At 58.5% G+C, this 19,629-nt stretch carries 17 protein-coding genes; 6 read left to right on the top strand and 11 right to left on the bottom strand.

Translation table 11 applies throughout. The features are described 5' to 3' along the window. Nucleotides 1-63 precede the first annotated feature (63 nt). Both FFI16_RS12720 and FFI16_RS12715 read left to right on the top strand, forming a co-directional pair. Complete coding sequence (locus FFI16_RS12720; RefSeq protein ID WP_138817537.1) at nt 64-555, top strand: (2Fe-2S)-binding protein; 492 nt, start codon at nt 64-66, stop codon at nt 553-555. Further along, nucleotides 552-4,070 carry a molybdopterin cofactor-binding domain-containing protein gene (locus FFI16_RS12715; protein ID WP_138817538.1) on the top strand — a complete coding sequence of 1,173 codons (3,519 nt, stop codon included), beginning with the start codon at nt 552-554 and terminating at the stop codon, nt 4,068-4,070. Before FFI16_RS12720 ends, FFI16_RS12715 begins: the two co-directional genes overlap by 4 nt. A gap of 38 nt (nt 4,071-4,108) precedes the next feature. Here FFI16_RS12715 and FFI16_RS12710 read toward each other — a convergent pair whose 3' ends face one another. After that, on the bottom strand, nt 4,109-4,756 hold the full coding sequence (locus tag FFI16_RS12710) for a TetR/AcrR family transcriptional regulator (protein WP_138817539.1): 648 nt from the start codon (nt 4,754-4,756) through the stop codon (nt 4,109-4,111). Between the two features lie 159 nt (nt 4,757-4,915). Between FFI16_RS12710 and ggt the strand changes: the two genes are divergently transcribed. Next, the gene (ggt, locus tag FFI16_RS12705) at nt 4,916-6,640 is read left to right on the top strand and encodes a gamma-glutamyltransferase (protein ID WP_138817540.1); all 1,725 of its coding nucleotides are present in this window, start codon (nt 4,916-4,918) and stop codon (nt 6,638-6,640) included. On the opposite strand, the gene FFI16_RS12700 is transcribed toward ggt, so the two are convergent. The 4 genes from FFI16_RS12700 to FFI16_RS12685 all read right to left on the bottom strand — a co-directional run bounded on the left by FFI16_RS12700 (nt 6,634) and on the right by FFI16_RS12685 (nt 10,593). Continuing rightward, complete coding sequence (locus tag FFI16_RS12700) at nt 6,634-7,755, bottom strand: NAD(P)/FAD-dependent oxidoreductase (RefSeq protein WP_138817541.1); 1,122 nt, start codon at nt 7,753-7,755, stop codon at nt 6,634-6,636. The two genes, ggt and FFI16_RS12700, sit on opposite strands and share 7 nt — an antisense overlap. Beyond that, a complete protein-coding gene (locus FFI16_RS12695; protein ID WP_138817770.1) occupies nt 7,752-8,297 on the bottom strand; it encodes an AAA family ATPase in 546 nt (181 codons plus the stop codon). The genes FFI16_RS12700 and FFI16_RS12695 overlap by 4 nt, the downstream gene beginning before the upstream one ends. Further along, the gene (pnuC, locus tag FFI16_RS12690) at nt 8,294-8,857 is read right to left on the bottom strand and encodes a nicotinamide riboside transporter PnuC (protein WP_138817542.1); all 564 of its coding nucleotides are present in this window, start codon (nt 8,855-8,857) and stop codon (nt 8,294-8,296) included. Before pnuC ends, FFI16_RS12695 begins: the two co-directional genes overlap by 4 nt. 101 nt (nt 8,858-8,958) lie before the next feature. Beyond that, complete coding sequence (locus FFI16_RS12685; RefSeq protein ID WP_138817543.1) at nt 8,959-10,593, bottom strand: methyl-accepting chemotaxis protein; 1,635 nt, start codon at nt 10,591-10,593, stop codon at nt 8,959-8,961. 225 nt (nt 10,594-10,818) lie between these two features. Here FFI16_RS12685 and FFI16_RS12680 point away from each other — a divergent pair, with 225 nt between their 5' ends. Next, on the top strand, nt 10,819-11,649 hold the full coding sequence (locus FFI16_RS12680) for an undecaprenyl-diphosphate phosphatase (RefSeq protein WP_138817544.1): 831 nt from the start codon (nt 10,819-10,821) through the stop codon (nt 11,647-11,649). Beyond that, nucleotides 11,646-12,029 (top strand): DUF1294 domain-containing protein, encoded by a 384-nt coding sequence (locus FFI16_RS12675; protein WP_138817545.1) that lies wholly within the window; start codon nt 11,646-11,648, stop codon nt 12,027-12,029. The genes FFI16_RS12680 and FFI16_RS12675 overlap by 4 nt, the downstream gene beginning before the upstream one ends. Here the strand turns inward: FFI16_RS12675 and FFI16_RS12670 are convergent. The 3 genes from FFI16_RS12670 to FFI16_RS12660 all read right to left on the bottom strand — a co-directional run bounded on the left by FFI16_RS12670 (nt 12,018) and on the right by FFI16_RS12660 (nt 14,772). Continuing rightward, nucleotides 12,018-12,374, bottom strand: coding sequence for an MmcQ/YjbR family DNA-binding protein (locus tag FFI16_RS12670; protein ID WP_138817546.1), 357 nt, complete (start codon nt 12,372-12,374; stop codon nt 12,018-12,020). The two genes, FFI16_RS12675 and FFI16_RS12670, sit on opposite strands and share 12 nt — an antisense overlap. Further along, a complete protein-coding gene (locus FFI16_RS12665) occupies nt 12,371-13,279 on the bottom strand; it encodes a LysR substrate-binding domain-containing protein (RefSeq protein ID WP_138817771.1) in 909 nt (302 codons plus the stop codon). The genes FFI16_RS12670 and FFI16_RS12665 overlap by 4 nt, the downstream gene beginning before the upstream one ends. A gap of 113 nt (nt 13,280-13,392) precedes the next feature. Next, nucleotides 13,393-14,772 carry an NAD-dependent succinate-semialdehyde dehydrogenase gene (locus tag FFI16_RS12660; RefSeq protein WP_138817547.1) on the bottom strand — a complete coding sequence of 460 codons (1,380 nt, stop codon included), beginning with the start codon at nt 14,770-14,772 and terminating at the stop codon, nt 13,393-13,395. A gap of 157 nt (nt 14,773-14,929) precedes the next feature. Between FFI16_RS12660 and FFI16_RS12655 the strand changes: the two genes are divergently transcribed. Beyond that, nucleotides 14,930-15,856 carry an AraC family transcriptional regulator gene (locus tag FFI16_RS12655; protein ID WP_138817548.1) on the top strand — a complete coding sequence of 309 codons (927 nt, stop codon included), beginning with the start codon at nt 14,930-14,932 and terminating at the stop codon, nt 15,854-15,856. 80 nt (nt 15,857-15,936) lie between these two features. On the opposite strand, the gene FFI16_RS12650 is transcribed toward FFI16_RS12655, so the two are convergent. Genes FFI16_RS12650 through FFI16_RS12640 form a run of 3 tightly spaced genes read right to left on the bottom strand, consistent with a single transcriptional unit; the run spans nt 15,937 to nt 19,593 of the window. Then, nucleotides 15,937-17,184 (bottom strand): MFS transporter, encoded by a 1,248-nt coding sequence (locus tag FFI16_RS12650; RefSeq protein WP_256666251.1) that lies wholly within the window; start codon nt 17,182-17,184, stop codon nt 15,937-15,939. Nucleotides 17,185-17,186: 2 nt separating this feature from the next. Beyond that, a complete protein-coding gene (locus FFI16_RS12645; protein WP_138817549.1) occupies nt 17,187-18,167 on the bottom strand; it encodes a ThiF family adenylyltransferase in 981 nt (326 codons plus the stop codon). Then, complete coding sequence (locus tag FFI16_RS12640) at nt 18,160-19,593, bottom strand: hypothetical protein (RefSeq protein ID WP_138817550.1); 1,434 nt, start codon at nt 19,591-19,593, stop codon at nt 18,160-18,162. The genes FFI16_RS12645 and FFI16_RS12640 overlap by 8 nt, the downstream gene beginning before the upstream one ends. Between the last annotated feature and the right edge of the window lie 36 nt (nt 19,594-19,629).

Here is a 19,629-nt window from a genome sequence, read left to right as displayed (position 1 = left end):
GCGACGCTTTTTTTTGACTGTTTCGTGTAGTGCTTGCTTCATCAACTGATACAGGCGAAGCGAATGATCAGCCCACCCATCACGGTTGCCCTCAAGGTCAACGGCCACACCCGCGAAGTCAGTGCCATGGCGGATACGCCGCTGCTGCTGGTGCTGCGCAATGACCTGCAGCTCAACGGCCCCAAGTACGGCTGCGGCCTTGGCGAGTGCGGTGCCTGCACCGTGATCATCGATGGCGTGGCGGCGCGGTCGTGCGTGTTTCCGCTGGCGGGTGCAACCGGGCGCGAGATTGTCACCCTCGAGGGGCTCGGCACACGCCAGGCGCCGCACCCCGTGCAGCAAGCCTTTATCGATGAGCAGGCGGCGCAATGCGGCTATTGCCTCAACGGCATGATCATGACCGCCAAGGCTTTGCTCGACCGCAACCCCAACCCCAGCGAAGCCCAGGTGCGCAATGAGTTGTCGGGCAACCTGTGCCGTTGCGGCACCCATATCGAAATCCTGCGTGCCGTACTGCGTGCCGCACACCTCTTGAGCGTGGAGGGTCGACCATGACTGATATGTCCCGTGACCAATGGCTGGCCAAGACCGGCGTGTTGCTGATTGTCGATGATGTGCTGCCACCTTCAGGCCCGGTGGCCAAGGGCGGCACACCGACCGAGAAACCCAAGGAGCTGGGGTTGTTCATTGCGGTGAATGATGACGGCCTGGTCTATGCCTTTAACGGCCATGTGGACCTGGGCACCGGCATCCGCACCTCGCTGGCGCAGATTGTGGCCGAGGAGCTGGACCTGAACCTGCAGCAGGTCAAGATGGTGCTGGGCGATACCGAGCGTGCGCCCAACCAGGGCGCCACCATCGCCAGTGCGACCTTGCAGATTTCGGCGATCCCGCTGCGTAACGCGGCCGCCGAAGCACGGCGTTTTTTGCTCGCCCGCGCAGCGGGGCGTTGGGGCGTAAGCACGAGCAGCCTCAAGGTTGAAGCCGGGGTTGTGCATGCCGCCGACGGGCGTACCACTACCTACAGCGAACTGGTCAGCGGCCAGCATGATCAGTTGCGCATCAGTGGTGACGCGCCGTTAAAACCTGTCGAGGATTACCGCCTGGTAGGCAAGGGCGCCGCGCGCGTGGATATCCCCGGCAAGGCCACCGGCGAGCTGACCTACGTACACGACATGCGCGTGCCGGACATGCTCCATGGCCGCGTGGTACGCCCACCGTATGCCGGGCTCGACTGCGGCGATTTTGTCGGCAACAGCCTGCTGAGCGTGGATGAGGCGTCCATCGCGCATATCCCCGGGATTGTCGCGGTGGTGGTGATTCGCGATTTTGTCGGGGTGGTGGCGTTGCGCGAAGAACAGGCGATCAAGGCCGCCCAAACACTCCAGGTGCAGTGGAAGCCGTGGAACAACGCTTTGCCGGACATGAGCGATGTCGAGCAAGCCATCCGCGACAACCCACGGGTACGCCGCACGGTAGTCGACCAGGGCAATGTCGATGAAGCCCTGGCGGGCGTCAGCCAGCGCATGCCACGCAGCTATTTGTGGCCGTACCAGATGCATGGCTCGATCGGGCCTTCGTGCGGCGTGGCGGATTATCAAGCAAGCGGCAGCCGCGTGTGGTCCGGCAGCCAGAACCCGCACCTGCTGCGTGCAGACCTGGCGTGGTTGCTGGAATGCGACGAAGCACTGATCGACGTGATCCGCATGGAAGCCGCCGGTTGTTACGGGCGTAACTGTGCGGACGATGTGTGCGCCGATGCCTTGCTGCTGTCGCGCGCCGTGGGCAAGCCGGTGCGGGTGCAACTGACCCGCGAACAGGAACACCTGTGGGAGCCCAAGGGCACCGCGCAGTTGATGGATGTGGACGGCGGGCTGAATGCCGATGGCAGCATTGCCGCCTATGATTTCGAAACCAGCTACCCGTCCAACGGCGCGCCGACCCTGGCGCTGTTGCTGACTGGCCGTGTGGAACCAGTGGCGGCGATGTTCGAGATGGGCGACCGCACCTCGATCCCACCTTACGCCATCGATAATATGCGCGTGACCATCAACGACATGGCACCCATCGTGCGTGCCTCGTGGATGCGCGGCGTGTCGGCGTTACCCAACACCTTTGCGCATGAATCCTATATCGACGAACTCGCGTTTGCCGCGGGCGTCGACCCGGTGGAATACCGCCTGCGTTACCTCAAGGACCAGCGCGCTATCGACCTGGTGAAGTCCACCGCCAAACGCGCCAACTGGTCACCGCGCACGGCGCCGATGCAAACCGCCAACGAGGACCACCTGTTGCGCGGTCGCGGCTTTGCCTATGCGCGCTATATCCACAGCAAGTTCCCCGGTTTCGGCGCGGCGTGGGCGGCATGGGTGGCGGACGTGGCCATCGATAAGCACACCGGCGATGTGTCGGTGACGCGGGTGGTGATCGGCCATGACTCGGGAATGATGATCAACCCGGCGGGCGTGCAGCACCAGATCCACGGCAATGTGATCCAGTCCACCAGCCGTGTGCTCAAAGAGCGGGTGACCTTTGAGGAGTCGACGGTGGCGAGCAAGGAGTGGGGCGGCTACCCGATCCTGACCTTCCCCGAAGTGCCGCAGATCGACGTGCTGATGATGCCGCGCCAGGACCAGCCGCCCATGGGCGCCGGTGAATCGGCCTCGGTGCCGAGTGCGGCGGCGATTGCCAATGCGATCTATGACGCCACCGGTATTCGCTTTCGCGAGCTGCCGATTACGCCGGAACGGGTATTGGCGGCGCTGAATGCCGGCACCCTTGGCGAGCCTGCCAAGTCGCCGGAAAAGCGCAGGAAGTGGTGGTTCGGTGCGGTGTTTGCAACCTTGGGCGCCGTGCTGGCCACCGCCTGGCCGTTCCACCCTGAAATCGCACCGATTGCGCCGCCCGGCGCCGGCACCTGGTCCAAGGCCACCCTGGAGCGCGGGCGCTTGCTGGCGGCTGTCGGTGATTGCGCGGTGTGCCATACCGCGTCGGGTGGCGCCACCAATGCCGGCGGCCTGGCCATGCGAACGCCGTTCGGCACGCTGTACAGCAGCAATATCACGCCAGACGTGAAAACCGGCATCGGCGCCTGGTCCTACCCGGCATTCGAGCGGGCAATGCGTGAAGGCATTGGCCGCGATGGGCGCAACCTCTACCCGGCGTTTCCCTATACGGCGTTTCGCAATATCAATGAGGCGGACATGCAGGCGCTCTATGCCTACCTGATGTCCCAGGCGCCGGTCAGCCAGGCACCGACGCCGAATGCCATGCGCTTTCCGTTCAATTTCCGGCCGTTGATGGCGGGCTGGAATGCACTGAACCTGCGACGTGGTGAAATCACCCCGCAGCCTGCGCGCAGTGAGCAATGGAATCGCGGCAATTACCTGGTCAATGGCCTGGGCCACTGCGCCGCGTGCCATTCGCCGCGCAACCTGATGGGCGCGGAGAAGGGCGGCAAAGCGTTCCTGGCCGGGGGCATGGTCGATGGCTGGGAGGCGCCCGCGTTGACGGGCTTGTCCAAGGCACCGACGCCGTGGACCGATGACCAGTTGTTCAATTACCTGAGCACCGGCTATTCCGATGCCCATGGCGTGGCGGCAGGCCCGATGGGGCCGGTGGTGAGCGAGTTGTCAAAGCTGCCCAAGGCCGATATTCGCGCGATGGCGGTGTACCTGGCGTCGCTCAATGGCGAGGCAACTGCCGAGGCGCAAGTTGAGGTTGTGACTGTTCCGAACCCCAATGGCCGACGTGTATTCGAAGGTTCATGCAAAGCCTGCCACGCCGATGGCCTGGGGCCGAAGCTGTTTGGGGTGAGCCCGTCGTTGGCGACCAATACCAATGTGTTCAGCGACCAGCCGGATAATTTGATCAAGGTGATTTTGCAAGGTATCAGCAACCCGGCGACCCGGGACTTGGGATATATGCCGGGGTTCAAGGACAGCCTGTCGAATAGCCAGGTGGCGGATTTGGTCGACTACCTGCGCGTACGTTTTGCACCGAATGCGCCGCAGTGGAAGGGCTTGGAACAAAAGGTCGCCCACCTGCGCGCCAACCCCGGTACCCACTGACAGGACGCGGTTAAACCTGTGGGAGCGGGCTTGTGTTTCTACATAGGAGTCGGGGACACACCCCGCAGCACCAAGTCACTGATAAACCCCAGCCAATCCTGCTGTTGCCCCTTGTCCGCCAGGTCTTCACCCAGGAACGAACTGAGCGTGTGGCGGTTGGAGTTATAGAAGTAGCACAGCGAGGCAATCATCAAATACACGTGCTTGAGGTCGATGTCCTGGCGAAACACACCCTGGGCCTGGCCGGCTTCGATGATCGGGCGCAACACGCCGACCGCTTCGCCCGACAGCCTGCGCATCTCGCCGGACTGCTGGGCGTGCTTGCCCTGGTGCAGGTTCTCGATGCTCAGGATCGCCACGAACTCGGGGTGCTTGACGTAGTAGCTCCAGATAAAGGCCACCAGTTCGCGCAACGCTTGCGCTGGGTCGCCCAGGTCCAGTTTGAGTGTGCTTTCGGCTTTATTGAACTGTTCGTAGACATGTTCCAGCACACAGACGAACAGGTGTTCCTTGCTGCCGAAATAGTAATAAAGCATGCGGTCGTTGGAGTCGGCGGCCTTGGAAATAGTGTCGACGCGCCCACCGGAATAGCCGTCGCGGGTGAACACTTTGACCGCCGCCTGCAGGATGCGCGCACGTGTCTGGTCGGCCTGTTGCGCCCGAATTCCGGTCTTCTTGATCGCCATCTCAAAGTGCCTTGCCGCCAGTCTGGGCGCGAAATATAGCATGGGCTTTTTCGTGTCCGTTCTATGACCGACAAGTTCTGTAATAAAAACGCCATTGCGCTGGGGATTGGATCCGAGTCGGGCTATTTTGGTGCACCTCAATAAATAGAGTAGCCATGGATGAAATACCAACCCTTCAGCCGTACCCTGATTGCCACTGCGCTGGTGTTGACGGTCAGCGGTGTGCAAGCCGCCTCACAGGCCCCGGTGGCCGGTGAAAATGGCATGGTGGTGACCGCCCAGCATTTGGCCACTCATGTCGGCGTGGACGTACTCAAGGCCGGCGGCAACGCGGTGGATGCGGCGGTTGCCGTGGGCTACGCGCTGGCCGTGGTGTACCCGGCAGCGGGCAACCTCGGCGGCGGCGGCTTTATGACCGTGCAGTTGGCGGACGGGCGCAAGACCTTCCTCGACTTCCGTGAAAAAGCTCCGTTGGCGGCTACCGCCGATATGTACCTGGACAAGGACGGCAAGGTGATCGACGGCCTCAGCGCCAAGGGCCACTTGGCCGTCGGCGTACCCGGCACCGTGTCCGGCATGGAAACCGCGCTGAACAAATACGGCACCCTCAAGCGCGCCCAAGTGATTGCCCCGGCCATCAAGCTGGCCGAAAACGGCTTTGAACTGGAACAGGGCGATATCGACCTGTTGCACACCGCCACTGGCGAGTTCGAAAAAGACAAGGACCTGCGCGGGATCTTCCTGCACAACGGCCAACCGATGCAGGTCGGCCAGAAACTGGTGCAAAAAGACCTGGCCAAGACCCTCAAGGAAATCTCCGCCAAGGGCACCGACGGCTTCTATAAAGGCTGGGTTGCCAAGGCGCTGGTGGACTCCAGCCAGGCCGGCAAGGGCATCATCACCCAGGCTGACCTCGACAAATACAAGACTCGCGAACTGGCCCCCATCGAGTGTGATTACCGTGGCTACCACGTGGTCTCGGCACCGCCGCCAAGCTCCGGCGGTGTGGTGATCTGCCAGATCATGAACATCCTCGAAGGCTACCCGATGGCCGACCTCGGCTATCACTCGGCCCAGGGCCTGCACTACCAGATCGAAGCGATGCGCCACGCCTACGTGGACCGCAACAGCTACCTGGGCGACCCGGATTTCGTCAAAAACCCTATCGCGCACCTGCTGGACAAGGACTACGCGGCCAAGCTGCGTGCCGCCATCGAGCCGCAAAAGGCCGGTGATTCCCAGGCGATCAAGCCGGGTGTGTCGCCCCATGAAGGCAACAACACCACGCACTATTCGATCGTCGACAAGTGGGGCAATGCGGTGTCCGTGACCTACACCCTCAACGACTGGTTCGGTGCCGGTGTGATGGCGAGCAAGACCGGGGTGATCCTCAACGATGAAATGGACGACTTCACCGTCAAGGTCGGTGTGCCGAACATGTACGGCCTGGTGCAGGGCGAAGCCAACGCCATCGCACCGGGCAAGGCGCCGCTGTCGTCGATGAGCCCGACCATCGTCACCAAGGATGGCAAGGCAGTCATGGTGGTCGGTACGCCGGGCGGCAGCCGGATTATCACCGCGACCTTGCTGACCATCCTCAATGTCATCGACTACAAGATGAACATCCAGGAAGCCGTGGATGCGCCGCGCTTCCACCAGCAGTGGATGCCTGAGACCACCAACCTGGAAACCTTCGCGGTCAGCCCGGACACCCAGAAAATTCTGGAAAGCTGGGGCCATAAGTTTGCCGGTCCTCAGGATGCCAACCACTTGGCGGCGATCCTGGTGGGCGCGCCTTCGCTGGGCGGCAAGCCGGTGGGCAACAACCGTTTCTACGGGGCTAACGACCCACGCCGCAATACCGGGTTGTCACTCGGTTACTGAGGCGTGAGGTGTTGACGCAGGTGGGCCAGGGACAGCGCCAGGCTGTCATGGGATAACTGGGTGGCGGCGCCCTCGGCGCTGCCCTGGGCTGCCGGTATCACCCGCTCGAACATGTGGTTTTCATACGCCTGTACGGCCGCTGAGCAGTCAGGCGTACTGAGCAGGTGATGGGCCAGTTCGGCCGCGTCGAGCATTGCGGCGTTCACGCCTTCACCGCCAAACGGCGACATCAGGTGCGCCGCATCCCCAATCAACGTCAACCCCTGGCGATGGCTCCAGCAATGGCCCACCGGCAGGGCGTGGATGTGCCTGGCCAGGACGGTTTCATTCGCCGCTTCAAATAGCGCCAGAATGTCCGGGTGCCAACCTTCGAACTGAGCCTTGAGTGCAGCCAGACTGAGGTGCTTGGCCGCCCACTCGGTCGGCACGCGAAAAATCGCATAGCCGCGCAGATGCGCGTTGGCGTTGCGCTGCACGATGATCGCCTTGGCGCCGCCTAGCACTTGCAGGCTGCCGCGTCCCACCAGCGTGGCAATGTGCGGGTGTTGGCGGTCGACATCATCGATGCCGAACTCGATAAACGTCAGCCCGCTGTACTGCGGCAGGTAGGGCGAGAGCAATGGGCGCAGTCGGGACCAGGCGCCATCGGCACCGACGACCAGATCGAAGGGGCCGTGGGTGATTTCGCCTTGATGCAGTGTCCAGCGTGCAGCGCCGGCTGGGCGGATTTGGTTGATGTTCACGCCCCATTGCACACAGCCTTCAGGCAGCGAGTCGAGCAGGATCTGACGCAATTGGGTGCGGTCGACTTCCGGGCGGTCGCCGTCATCGGGGTTGGGGTCTGCGAACAGCAGGCGGCCATGTTGATCCATCAGGCGCGCGCCTTGGTCTTCATAGCGCGCGATACGCCGGAAGGCGTCTTCCAACCCGGCCAGTTGCAGCGCCAGTTGGCCGGATTCGACATGCAGATCCAGGGTGCCGCCCTGGGGGCGTTCCAGCGGCCCGCGTTCGCGTTCGAATACGCAGGCGGCCAGGCCGTGGCGATGGAGGATACGTGCCAGGGTCAAGCCGCCGGGGCCGGCGCCGACAATGGCTATACGCAGTGAGCTAGTCATGCAAGTTGTCCTCGGCACGGCTGGGCGAGCAGTTGCTCGACGGCCTCAAAGGCTATGGCGCGGCGTGCTTCCCAGTCGCCACGAATCACCAGGGCAGGTTGTTGGTGCTGTTCGATCCAGTCCAGGCTGCCCTGGAAAAACACTCGGCGATCCGCCAACTCCGGTTGGCAGCGCTGGCCGTCGGCGCTCCATTCCACGTCCTCTGGGGACAGCAGCAGGTGCAGGTCGTAATGGCGGGCCAGCAGCTCGTCATCCAGCCACGCCGGGTAGTCACCGAACAGGGTCTGGCTCCAGAGTTTATTGGTCAGCAGGTGGGTGTCGAGGATCAGCAGGTGAGGCTGCTCGGCGCGGGCAGCGTCTTCCCAGGCCAATTGGCCACGGGCGATGGCCGGGATGTCCGCCAGGGTGGTGTCACGCTGGTGATGGTCGATGAAAAAGCGCACGTATTCACCCACCATCAGCCCGCCGAAGCGTGCATGCAGTTGCGCGGCCAGCCAGCTTTTGCCGCTGGATTCGGGGCCGGCCAGTACCACCACTTTCATGCGTGCAACGCCGGGTCGGCGCGCCATTCACGCCAGCCTTGTACGGCGATTGCGGTGAACAGTGCATACAGCGCGGCGGTGAGGTAAAGGCCCTTGTAGAGAAACAGGCCGACGAAGATGACGTCCACGGCGATCCACAGCGGCCAGCATTGCACGCGTTTTTGTGCCATCCACATTTGCGCCACCAGGCTGAAACCGGTGAGGGCGGCGTCGAGCCAGGGTTGTGCGGCATCGGTCCAGTGGGCCATGGCAGCGCCGAGCAGCAGGCTGAACAGGGCGCCGACGGCGAGGTTGCGCATGATCGCAGGCCAGCCCAGGCTGGTGACCTGGCGGCCTTGCTTGACTTCACCGGCGCGGGTCCATTGCCACCAGCCGTAGAGTTGCAGGCCGGCGTAGACCACTTGCAGGAGCATGTCGGAATAGAGTTTTACGTCGAAGAACACCCAGGTGTAGAGCAGCACCATCACCAGGCCGATCGGCCAGCACCAGGGGTTTTGTTTGACCGTCAGCCAGACAGCGATCACCCCCAGGGCGGCGGCGAACAATTCAAGCCCGGACATGGCGGTTCCTTGGGAGAGTGGCAGAGGGCGGTGATTGTAACCAAGATGGTGGGGCGTAGGAATGCTCGTTCCCACGCTCTGCGTGGGAACGAGCATGAGTGCTAGATCTTGAACTGGCGCAACAACCCTTCAAGCTGTTCACTCAACCCGCGCAAATGCGCACTCGCCACACTGGACTGTTCCGCCGCCAGCGCCGTGCTGTGGGACAAGCCCGCCGCCTGTGTGACGTTCTGGTTGATGTCCTCCACCACATGCGCCTGTTGCAAGGTCGCGCTGGCGATCGAGGCATTCAGCCCGTTGAGGTTGCGCAACGCCTGGCCAATGGCAGTAAGGCTTGCACCCGCCTGGCCGGCTTGTTCAATGGTCAACTGCGAGGCACTGTGGCTGTCGCTGATCACCTTGACCGCCGCTTCCGAATGCCCCTGCAGGCGCTCAATCATCACCTGGATTTCGGCCGTGGACTTCTGCGTGCGCTGGGCCAGCAACCGCACTTCATCGGCGACCACGGCAAACCCGCGACCCTGCTCACCGGCACGCGCCGCCTCGATGGCGGCGTTGAGGGCCAACAAGTTGGTCTGGTCGGCAATCGAACGGATCACTTCCAACACGCCACCAATCTGCGTGCTTTCGCTGGACAGGGTGCGGATCACCTCCACGGCCTGGCTGATGGTGCTGGAGAGTTGGTCGATCTGTTGCAGGCTGCCGTCGATATTCACCTGGCCTTGCTGCGCCTGGGCCTGGGCGTCGCGCATTTCGCTGGCGGCGTGCTCGGCGTTTTTTGCCACATCCTGGACGCCATAGGTCACTTCATTGATCGCGGTAGCCACCAGCTCCATCTGCTGCGACTGTTGCTGGCTGCGGTCGTGGGCCTGGCTGGCATTGGTGCCCAGCTCCGTCGACGACTGGCCCAGCGCATTGGCACACACCTGCAATTGGCCGACCACCTGGCGCAGTTTGGCGGTAAAGCTATTGAAGTGCTGCGACAGTTGAGTGACCTCGTCGCGCCCGTGGGTGTCGAGGGTGCGGGTCAGGTCGCTTTCGCCGCTGGCAATATTGCCCATGGCGTTTACCGCCGCCTGCAATGGCTGCACGATGCTGCGCGCGATGAGGATCACCAGCAGCCCCATCAGCAGTGCAATGCCCAGGCCGATCAGCGAGGCCTTCCACACTTGGCCGTTGAATTCGGCCTGCACATCATCCACGTAGACGCCGGAGCCGATAATCCAGCCCCATGGCTCGAACAGTTGGATATACGAGGTTTTCTCCACCGGCGCGTCGGCGCCCGGCTTGGGCCAGCGATAGTTGACGATGCCGGCGCCCTTGGCCTTGGCCAGGAGCACAAATTCATTGAACACCGCGAAACCGTCCGGGTCGCGAATCGCCGAAAGGTTCTGGCCATCGAGCTTGGGGTTGGCCGCGTGCATGATCATCACGGGCGTGAGGTCGTTGATCCAGAAGTAGTCATCATGGTCATAGCGCAGGCCACGCACTGCACTGAGGGCTTGCTGTTGCGCGGCCTCGCGGGTGAGTGCGCCGGTTTTTTCAAGGTTCTGGTAGTAAGCCAGCACGCCGCTGGCGGTCTGCACCACGTGCTGAGTCTGTTGGCGTTTGGCCTGGTAGAGGTCGCCATGGATCTGCTTGAGCATCAGCAACCCGAGGGTCAGCAGCATCAACACGGCGACTATCAGGATCAGCCAAAGACGGCGGCTGATCGACATGCTGCGCAAACTGTTCATCGTCCTGTCACTCCCTGCTTTTTATAATTGTGTGCCGCATCGACAATTCCACCTTGTCTGATAGGCTTTCGGCCTGTAAGCGAAAAACCTGAGTACTCCCTGATTTTTCACGAAATTTTTGCGCACGGCTGGTGAAAATCAGCAGCGCATCACGATTGCTCGTGTGTCAGTGAACATTAAAAAGACAGACAAGGCATGCCGCAGCGCATGACCTTCGGGGGATACATGGATTTTTGGACCGCCATACAGGCATTGATTCTTGGCGTGGTGGAGGGGCTGACCGAGTTCCTGCCGATCTCCAGCACCGGACACCAGATTATCGTCGCCGACTTGATCGGTTTTGGCGGCGAACGCTTTGAAGCGTTCAACATCATTATTCAACTGGGCGCGATCCTTGCGGTGGTCTGGGAGTTTCGGCGCAAGATCCTCGACGTGGTGATCGGCTTGCCGACCCAGCGCAACGCCCAGCGCTTTACCGTCAACCTGATCATCGCGGTGCTGCCGGCAGTGGTGCTGGGAGTGATTTTTGCCGACCTGATCAAGCATTACCTGTTTAACCCGATCACGGTGGCCACCGCACTGGTGGTGGGCGGCGTGATCATGCTGTGGGCCGAGCGCCGCCAACACGCGGTGCACGCGCAAACAGTGGATGAGATCACCTGGAAAGACGCGCTCAAGGTCGGCGTGGCCCAGTGCCTGGCCATGATTCCGGGCACTTCGCGCTCCGGCGCGACCATCATCGGCGGCCTGTTGTTCGGCCTGTCGCGCAAGACCGCCACCGAGTTCTCGTTCTTCCTGGCCATGCCGACCATGGTCGGTGCGGCCGTGTATTCGGGCTACAAATACCGTCACCTGTTCCAGCCCGATGATTTGCCGGTATTTGCCATCGGGTTTGTCACCTCGTTTATCTTTGCGATGATTGCGGTCAAGGCGTTGCTCAAGTTCATCGCCAGCCACAGCTACGCGGCGTTTGCCTGGTATCGGATTGCGTTCGGGTTGGTGATCCTCGCCACCTGGCAGTTTGGCTGGATCGACTGGACGGCGGTCAAACCATGAGCATTCAGCACCCGCGTTTGAAGGCGTTCATCTTTGTATTGTTGTGCGCCGCGCCGCTGACTGGCGCGGCACTCTTGTGGTATCGCGGCGAAACGCTGATCCCGCTGGCGGCCTATGGCGTGGTCAGCGTGGTGGCGTTTTTCCTGTACTGGGGCGACAAGCGCAAGGCCCAAGCCGAAGGCCCGCGCGTGCGCGAAAATATCCTGCATGCCGTGGAGCTGGCCGGTGGTTGGCCGGGGGCATTGATTGCCCAGCAGGTGTTTCGCCACAAGACGCGCAAGGTTTCATATCAGGTGCTGTTCTGGGTGATTGTGTTGCTGCACCAAGTGTTCTGGCTGGACCAGTTGTTCCTGGGCGGCACGCTGCTGTCAGTCCTCTAGCAACAAGCCAACCTGCGTGCGCTTGGGCAATTTGCTTACCACCAACTGGTGCGAGCGCTGCAAAAGGCCACGCAGTTCCTCGGCGCCCAGCGGGTAGGGCGAGTTCATGATCACCCACTGCGCCCGCGCCAGGTAGGGCGCCGGGTGAATGCCGGGGCGGTCGACATGGCCGAGGAACAGTTCCTTGTCGACTTTGAACGCCAGCGAGTCTCCACGCAGGTTCTGCAGGGCGAACATCTTGTTGCCGGCAATCGAGAACACGCGCACGCCGCCCCATTTGTAGTCTTCCCGCGCGCCGGGCAGGCCCAGGCAAAACGCCGCGACTTGTGCTTCGCTCATCTTCATAACAAACGGTCTCCGCAACCCTTGAAGGCTTCTTCCAGATAGTCGATCCAGGCCCGAATCGCCGGTAATACCCCACGGCGGTGCGGGTAGACCGCCTGCAGCCAGCCGCCCGGCGAGGACCATTCTGGCAGCAACTGCACCAATTGGCCGCTGGCCAACTCCTCTTCGCAATACATCATCGGCAGCAGGGTAAAGCCCAGGCCCTGCAAGGCGCAGGCTTTGCGCACGATAAAGTCGTCGATGCCCAGGCGCGCTTCCATTGAGACGTTTTCGGTATTGCCCTGCGGGTCGAGCAACCGCAAGTGCACCAGGCGATCGGCCTCAAGCGCGGCGAGTACCGGCAATTGCTTGAGATCGTCCGGGGTGTTGATGTGCCGGCCTTGCAGAAACTGCGGGCTGGCCACCAAAACTGTCTGGGCCTGACGCAGGCGCTTGGTCACCAGCAACGGGTCCTCATCGCCCAGCTCGCGCACACGCAGGGCCACGTCGATGCCTTCAGCCACCAGGTCGACGCGTCGGTTGACCAGCGTCATCTCCAGCTGCACCAGTGGGTGAGCGGCGAGAAAGCCGGCAACTATGCCTGGCAACATGTGCTGGGCCATGCCCACCGGGCAACTCACGCGCAGGCGCCCGCGCGGTTCGCTGGACATGCTGGCCACGGCCTCGTCGGCCATTTCGGCTTCCAGCAGCATCGCCTGGCAATGGCGCAGGTAACGCTCGCCGACGGCGGTAAGGGTCAATTGGCGCGTGGTGCGCTGCAACAGGCGGGCGCCAAGGCGCTCTTCCAGCTCGGCAATGCGCCGCGACAGCCGTGACTTGGGAATCCCCAGCAGCCGGCCGGCCGCCGCGAAGCCGCCGGCTTCGACGACTTTGGCGAAATAGTAGAGGTCGTTGAGGTCTTGCATGGTCAACCTATTGTCCTGTCAGTGGGACGAACTATCCGCGTCTGGCGTGCGCAAATCCAGCCTAAAAAAAAGCCAGCACCATGCAGGCACTGGCTTTTGGAGGGTGAGAGGGTTTAGAACTGCGCCCCGGCCATCAACACATACTTAACATGCACGTACTCCTCGATCCCGTAATAGCTGCCTTCACGCCCATAGCCGGACTGCTTGATGCCACCAAACGGAACCGATGCGGTGCCCACTGAACCCGAGTTGAGAATCACCATACCGGCCTCCAACTGACGTGACAGGCGCAACGACCGGCCCAATGCGCTGGTGTAGGCGTAGGCGACCAGGCCGAACTCGGTCTGGTTGGCGCGGGCGATGACTTCTTCTTCGTCCTTGAACGAATAGACGGCGAACACCGGGCCGAAGATCTCCTCGGTGGCCAGCGGTGAATCGTCCTGCAAGCCGGTCAATACGGTCGGTTCATAGAACAGCCCGCCCTTGGCGTGGGGCTTGCCGCCCATCAGTACGTTGGCGCCGGCAGCCTTGGCGTCCTCGACCAGGCGCACGACTTTGTCGAAGCCCAGCTGATTGACCAACGGCCCAACCACAAAGCCCTCGCGCAGGCCCTGGTCCACTTCGATGTTGGCGACCGCAGCCTTCACGCGTTCGATAAAGGCTTCGAGAATGCTGTGCTGCACAAAGATCCGGTTCGGCGAGATGCACACCTGGCCCGAGTTGCGCAGTTTGGCGCTGACCAGTCCTTTTACCGCCTCATCCAGGTTGGCGTCCTCAAACACAATAAATGGCGCATTGCCGCCCAGCTCCAGGGTCATCTTCTTGATAGTCGCTGCGCATTGCGCCGCGAGCAATTTGCCCACGCCGGTGGAGCCGGTAAACGAGATCTTGCGGATGCGTGGGTCGCCGGTAAGGATCAGGCCGATTTCCTTGGGGTCACCGACCACCACTTCGAGCACGCCGGCTTCGATACCGGCCCTGCGTGCGTAGTCCAGCAGCTTGAGGGCGGTGAGCGGCGTGTCTTCGGCGGGTTTGATCACCATGGTGCAGCCGGCGGCCAGGGCCGTGGCGACTTTGCGGGTGATCATCATGAACGGGAAGTTCCACGGCGTGATGGCTGCGACCGGGCCTATGGCTTCTTTGGTCACCATGACATTGGCATTGCGGTCGTGGGTGGGAATGGTGTCGCCGTAGACGCGTTTGGCCTCTTCGGCGTACCACTCGATAAAGCCCAAACCGTAGTCGATTTCACCTCGGGCTTCGCTGAGGCACTTGCCGTTTTCGCGGCACAGCAGTTCGGCGAAGGCTTCCTTGTCGGCCTTAACGATGTCGTGCCAGCGGCGCAGGATGTCGCTGCGTTCCCTGGCAAGTTTGCCGGACCATTCAGCAAAGGCGGCGCAAGTGCGGTCGACGGCGGCTTTGACCTCGGTTGAGGTGTGCTTGGCAACGCGGCCGATTTCTTCGCCGGTGGCGGGGTTGTAGACGATAAGCATGGGGAAGCTCCGAAGGCTGAAAGTGCTGTTTCAGGCTACGTAAATGGGCCGTGCGGGCGAATATCCATTCCGATGTGCTGATTGCCTATTCCTATGAGTACATAGCCATGGCGGTTTTTGCGCAGTACCGTGCTGTTTTCGCCAGGAGCCATGCGCTATGGGCCGTACCCAAAGAATTATCGAGCTGATGAGCCGCTTGGCACCTGTCGAAGGCTATAACCTGAGCGCGCTGGAGGACGTGCGCTTCCTGCGCTCGAATCAGCCATTGCACCGCGTTCCGGTGCTCTATGACCCCGGCATCGTGATTGTCTGCCAGGGGCGCAAGCGCGGTTATCTGGGTGAAGAGGTTTACCTGTACGACGCCCAGCATTACCTGGTGGTGTCGGTGCCGGTGCCGTTCACCATGGAAACCGAGGCCAGCAAAGAGGAACCGATGCTGGCGGTGTACCTGCGGCTGGATTTCACCCTGGCTGCCGAGTTGATGCTGGCATTGAATGACTTTCCGGGGTTGGTCGAGGCCAAGCCCCGGGGCATGTATTCATCGCCAATGGATGAGCAACTCAGCGAATCACTGCTGCGCTTTCTTGAGGCCATGAGCACACCAATGGATGCGCAGATCCTCGGCCCGACGCTGATGCGCGAGATCTACTACCGCATCCTCACGGGCGAGCAGGGCGGTTCCATGCGTGCCGCGCTTAATCGTCAGGGCCAGTTCGGCAAGGTGGCACGGGCGGTTCGCAAGATCCATGAATGCTATCACCAGCATTTGGACGTGGAGGAACTCGCCAAGGAGGCGATGATGAGCGTGCCGAGTTTTCATGCGCACTTTCGCACGGTCACCGACACCTCGCCGATGCAATACCTCAAGTCCACGCGTCTGCACCAGGCGCGTTTGTTGATGCTGCGCAACGACATCACCGCCGCCACGGCGTGTGCTCAGGTGGGCTATGAAAGCGCCTCCCAGTTCAGCCGCGAGTTCAAGCGCTTGTTCGGGCGCACGCCCCAGGAGGAGATTCAGTGGATGAAACGCACTTACGCGCTACCGGCACCTGCGTCGGCGTCTATTTATGTGTCGTCGCATTGAGTTCAAGCCAGCGCCCACTGGTAGCGTTGTAAACGCGTTACGCAGTGAGGCTGGAAAGTGTCCAAAAAATTCGAGACGATTTAAGCGTGTTGTTTTTTCAAATGGACTTTTTGTCCGCCTAACACCAATGTTATCCCTACCCCAAATAAGCCAACAAAACACGTGGCTGCCACTATGATCAACGTCAACGAAAAACCATATAGATCTAAGAGTCCGCCGAAAACAGTATAGGAGATGCCGATAATGACGGAATTGATTAGGTTGGCCACAGAGAGGCAAGAGGCACGGATACGTGACTCAACATTATCATGGATATAGGTTTCATAGGAGGTCTCATAGACAGCGGGGAGTGACATGATTAGTAGGAAAGTAACGACTGAGGTAATGATGCCGATATTCAATGATAAGATGAAAAGAAGAAAGGTCACAATAAGAGTAGTGGTGAAAGCAATGGTGCCGAGCGAGAACCTGGTACAAAGAAATCCGGCAGCCACGAACATACCTGCTGAGATAGCTTCAACGGCAGCGTAAATACCAGCAATGATGGGGATTTCTAAGCCCTGGAGGGAAAAAAATGGCTGCCCATAGATAAACAAAGGAATGGTTGATAGTTCGAATAAAGCATATCCAATAAATAAAGGCATCAGAAAAGCACCTTTTTTGGAACGGAAGAAATTAAGTAATAAAGTAAAAATTCCCTCTGCTTTCTTATCGATCGTAGCGCTTGTTTTGTCGGCGTTGAGTGAGACCGAAGGGAGTCTGATTTCGGGAATGAGTGTTACGACAATAGCGCCAACAAGTTTTGATACCGCGAAGAAAATATAGACGCTGTTCCAAGACCAAGTGTCTTGTAATACGCCGCCCAGCAGCATAGACAAACCCAATGATACCGCACCAATGGCACGGGCACGCCCTAGTATTTTAGGGTACTCTTCAGCCCGATTTTCAGCCAGTAAGTTATCATACAATAACGCCCGGTCTGAGCCGGAGCCCATAGCGATACTCGCGCCGAAGAGGCAAAATATAATGGCGAACGGAATAAAGTCTGAAAACAGCACAAAACCAATACCGCTTATGAATAATCCTAGAAAGCCGAGTATCAGCGTAACTTTGCGGCCGTATCGATCGGCAAGTAAACCAGACGGAATTTCTAATGCGACGGAAGAAAAGAATAAAAAAGATTGTAGAATACCTATCTCGCCTTGCGTGACGCCAAGTTGCAGCAGGTAAAGAACAAATAAACTTCTCTGAACATCCATGTTCATAAAGATCGACAAGGAATAATATAAGTTATCGTTCTTGTTTTTTAAAAAATTCAATGCGACCATTTTTATTTGAATACCTGTTTTTTTGTAAATTCAAAAGAGTTGAAGTTTAAGGTTAAGGTGCAGGCGTCTGTTTTTGTAGGCCCCCGGTTTGCCAAATACTGAAAAGCTTCCCACGCGATGAGGTTAGCCATAATCGAATTTGTTATTCCATTGGACGGAAAACGTGCAGGCACAATCGTTTTTTTACAAACGCTGCGCACCTCTCGAATCCAGCGTAGATAGGCCCGAAACGAAGATCGCTCTTTGAGAAGCGGCCCAAGTATCCCGTTGTTAATACCCACCGCACCGAACAGCGCTGATGTGTTTGCTTTTACTGCGGCGTTAGCGACGTAACTCTGAATAGCGCCTCTAGGCTCATCAGCACAACAGATTATTAAATCCGCGCCCTTCGCGAGCGTTGCTAACTGCTTGCTGGACGTTATCTCCGCGACGATGGGTTTAGCCTCGACTACTTTTTGATTGTCTATCAATCGTTGAGCAAGTATGTCTGCTTTATAGTGGCCAATATCGTCTGCACCAAAAACAAATTGACGATTAAGATTGTTTAGGCTGACGGTGTCGAAATCAATCAAAACAAAAGACCCCACACCCGAACCTGCAAGGCTTTGTGCAACTAACGCTCCTGTACCGCCGCAGCCAACCACTACGATTGATGCGTTTTTTAGCTGTTGACTCATTTCTTGATTGGGAGCAACCGCTTCATTCCACGACCATTGCATAGCCTGTAACGGCGTCATCCCACAAGGCGGGGCAGTGTGAATGAGATTAGCATCCTTTAGTTTTCGAAGAAGGCTTCTCTCTGGCTCATTCTCCAATTCTACCGCTACGCCTGTTGTGCTCAGTAACTGAAGCAGTTTAGCCGTGTCTGAATTACCCGGCTTGATGCTTTTTATGCCGCTCTCCGTGATCAATTTAAGTTGATTGTCATCACTGAGAATAACAACATCTCCGCGTAATACCCATTGGCTTTCTTTTTTAAGCAAGGCGGCAGTCCTCTGTGATATTCGTATCACTTATGTTTTTGACAAACATAGCCATGGGTCTGTAAACCGCTTCAGCCAGCATCATGGGTAAAACAGTGTTGCTGGATTTGGCGTAAAGTTTTAGAAAAATGGATTTCATAAAACGTATGGACTCAGCGGAAGTATCCAAGCCAGATATTTTTCTTTGAAAGAGCGCCAGGCGCAAACTTTTTTCACTGGTGGCCTCGACAATGAGCGTCTTCAATGTTTTCTTTTCTTCATCGGTTAGATCTTGCCAGAGTTGACGGCACTCCATCATCAAGTGAAGTGATTTTTTTTTGTTTGTTTGTCGTGGCTCAACAAATGCCTGAAGCAAGGTCTCTGCATGGCTCATTGTTTCAAACGGGCTGTTCAAGCGTTGATAGTTCGCAAGAATAGGAAACGCGTAATAGGAAGAAAATGCAGACCATGATAAGAGTATTTTTGTATTGGCGTTAGGGATGACATCCAATGCCTTGGTCAGTCCAATGCCGCGATACTGTGGATGTACAATGACCCGGAATGACTGTAATACATATTTATTGATGTCTGAGAACTCAGGGAATATATCAAATGCTTTTGGCCATGGGCGAATACACAAATTAACACCTACCAACTCTCCTTTGGAGTAGGCAGTGACAACATGATCAACCAGGGGGGCTAGCATATCAATGTCATTTGGGTTGTCATTTTCATAATGATAGCGGGACAGTTTTTTATAATCGTCTATCGTGCCTTTTTTAATTTGTATCTCCAGGCTTTTTAACAGGTTCGTGCTGTTAGGTTTTTTATTAAGAACGCGATGTTTCCCATCAGAGCAAAGTTCAATATGAACGTCAGGATTTAGAAAGTCGACAATGTCATCGTGGCAACTTGCAATAAACGCACTTTGTTTATTGGAGCGAAGAATTTTCCCTACGTTCATGGCGACAATGTGCGCTGTGCGCCTGTCCAGTCGCGTAGTAAATTCGTCAAGGATAAGGGGGCCTACGCCTTTGCGTAAAGCTAACGCAATAAGGAAACGTTCTTTTTGTCCATCCGACAGGTGGGAAAAAGGGCCAATCAGGACACGTGGTTCTCCCAGCCCGAATTTTGAAAGATAGCGGATGACTTCGCCGGCATCTTCACAAGATATGATTTCCGCGATAGGTTTCTCTATATCAATATCAGTTGGTATTTTTCGGGTATCTGGAAACTGCCGAGAAATATCTTTTAATAGCAAACTTTTACCGACGCCGCTTGCCCCCGTAATTAAAACAATCCCGTCTGTCGGTATATCTAAATCTGACAGCGACTCCACCCACCCGTCTTCGGACAGGCCAAATGTTTTAATGATGTCTTCGCAAACCTTGCTGGAACTATTTAGCGGAGGGATATGTAAGTCTACTGTTGTATGTATCATGTTCATGGCCGGGCCCTCATTAGCTTAATGGTTGCAGTGGGT

Source organism: Pseudomonas sp. KBS0710 (assembly GCF_005938045.2).
Classification (GTDB): domain Bacteria; phylum Pseudomonadota; class Gammaproteobacteria; order Pseudomonadales; family Pseudomonadaceae; genus Aquipseudomonas.
This window is presented reverse-complemented; position numbering and strand designations above follow the sequence as displayed.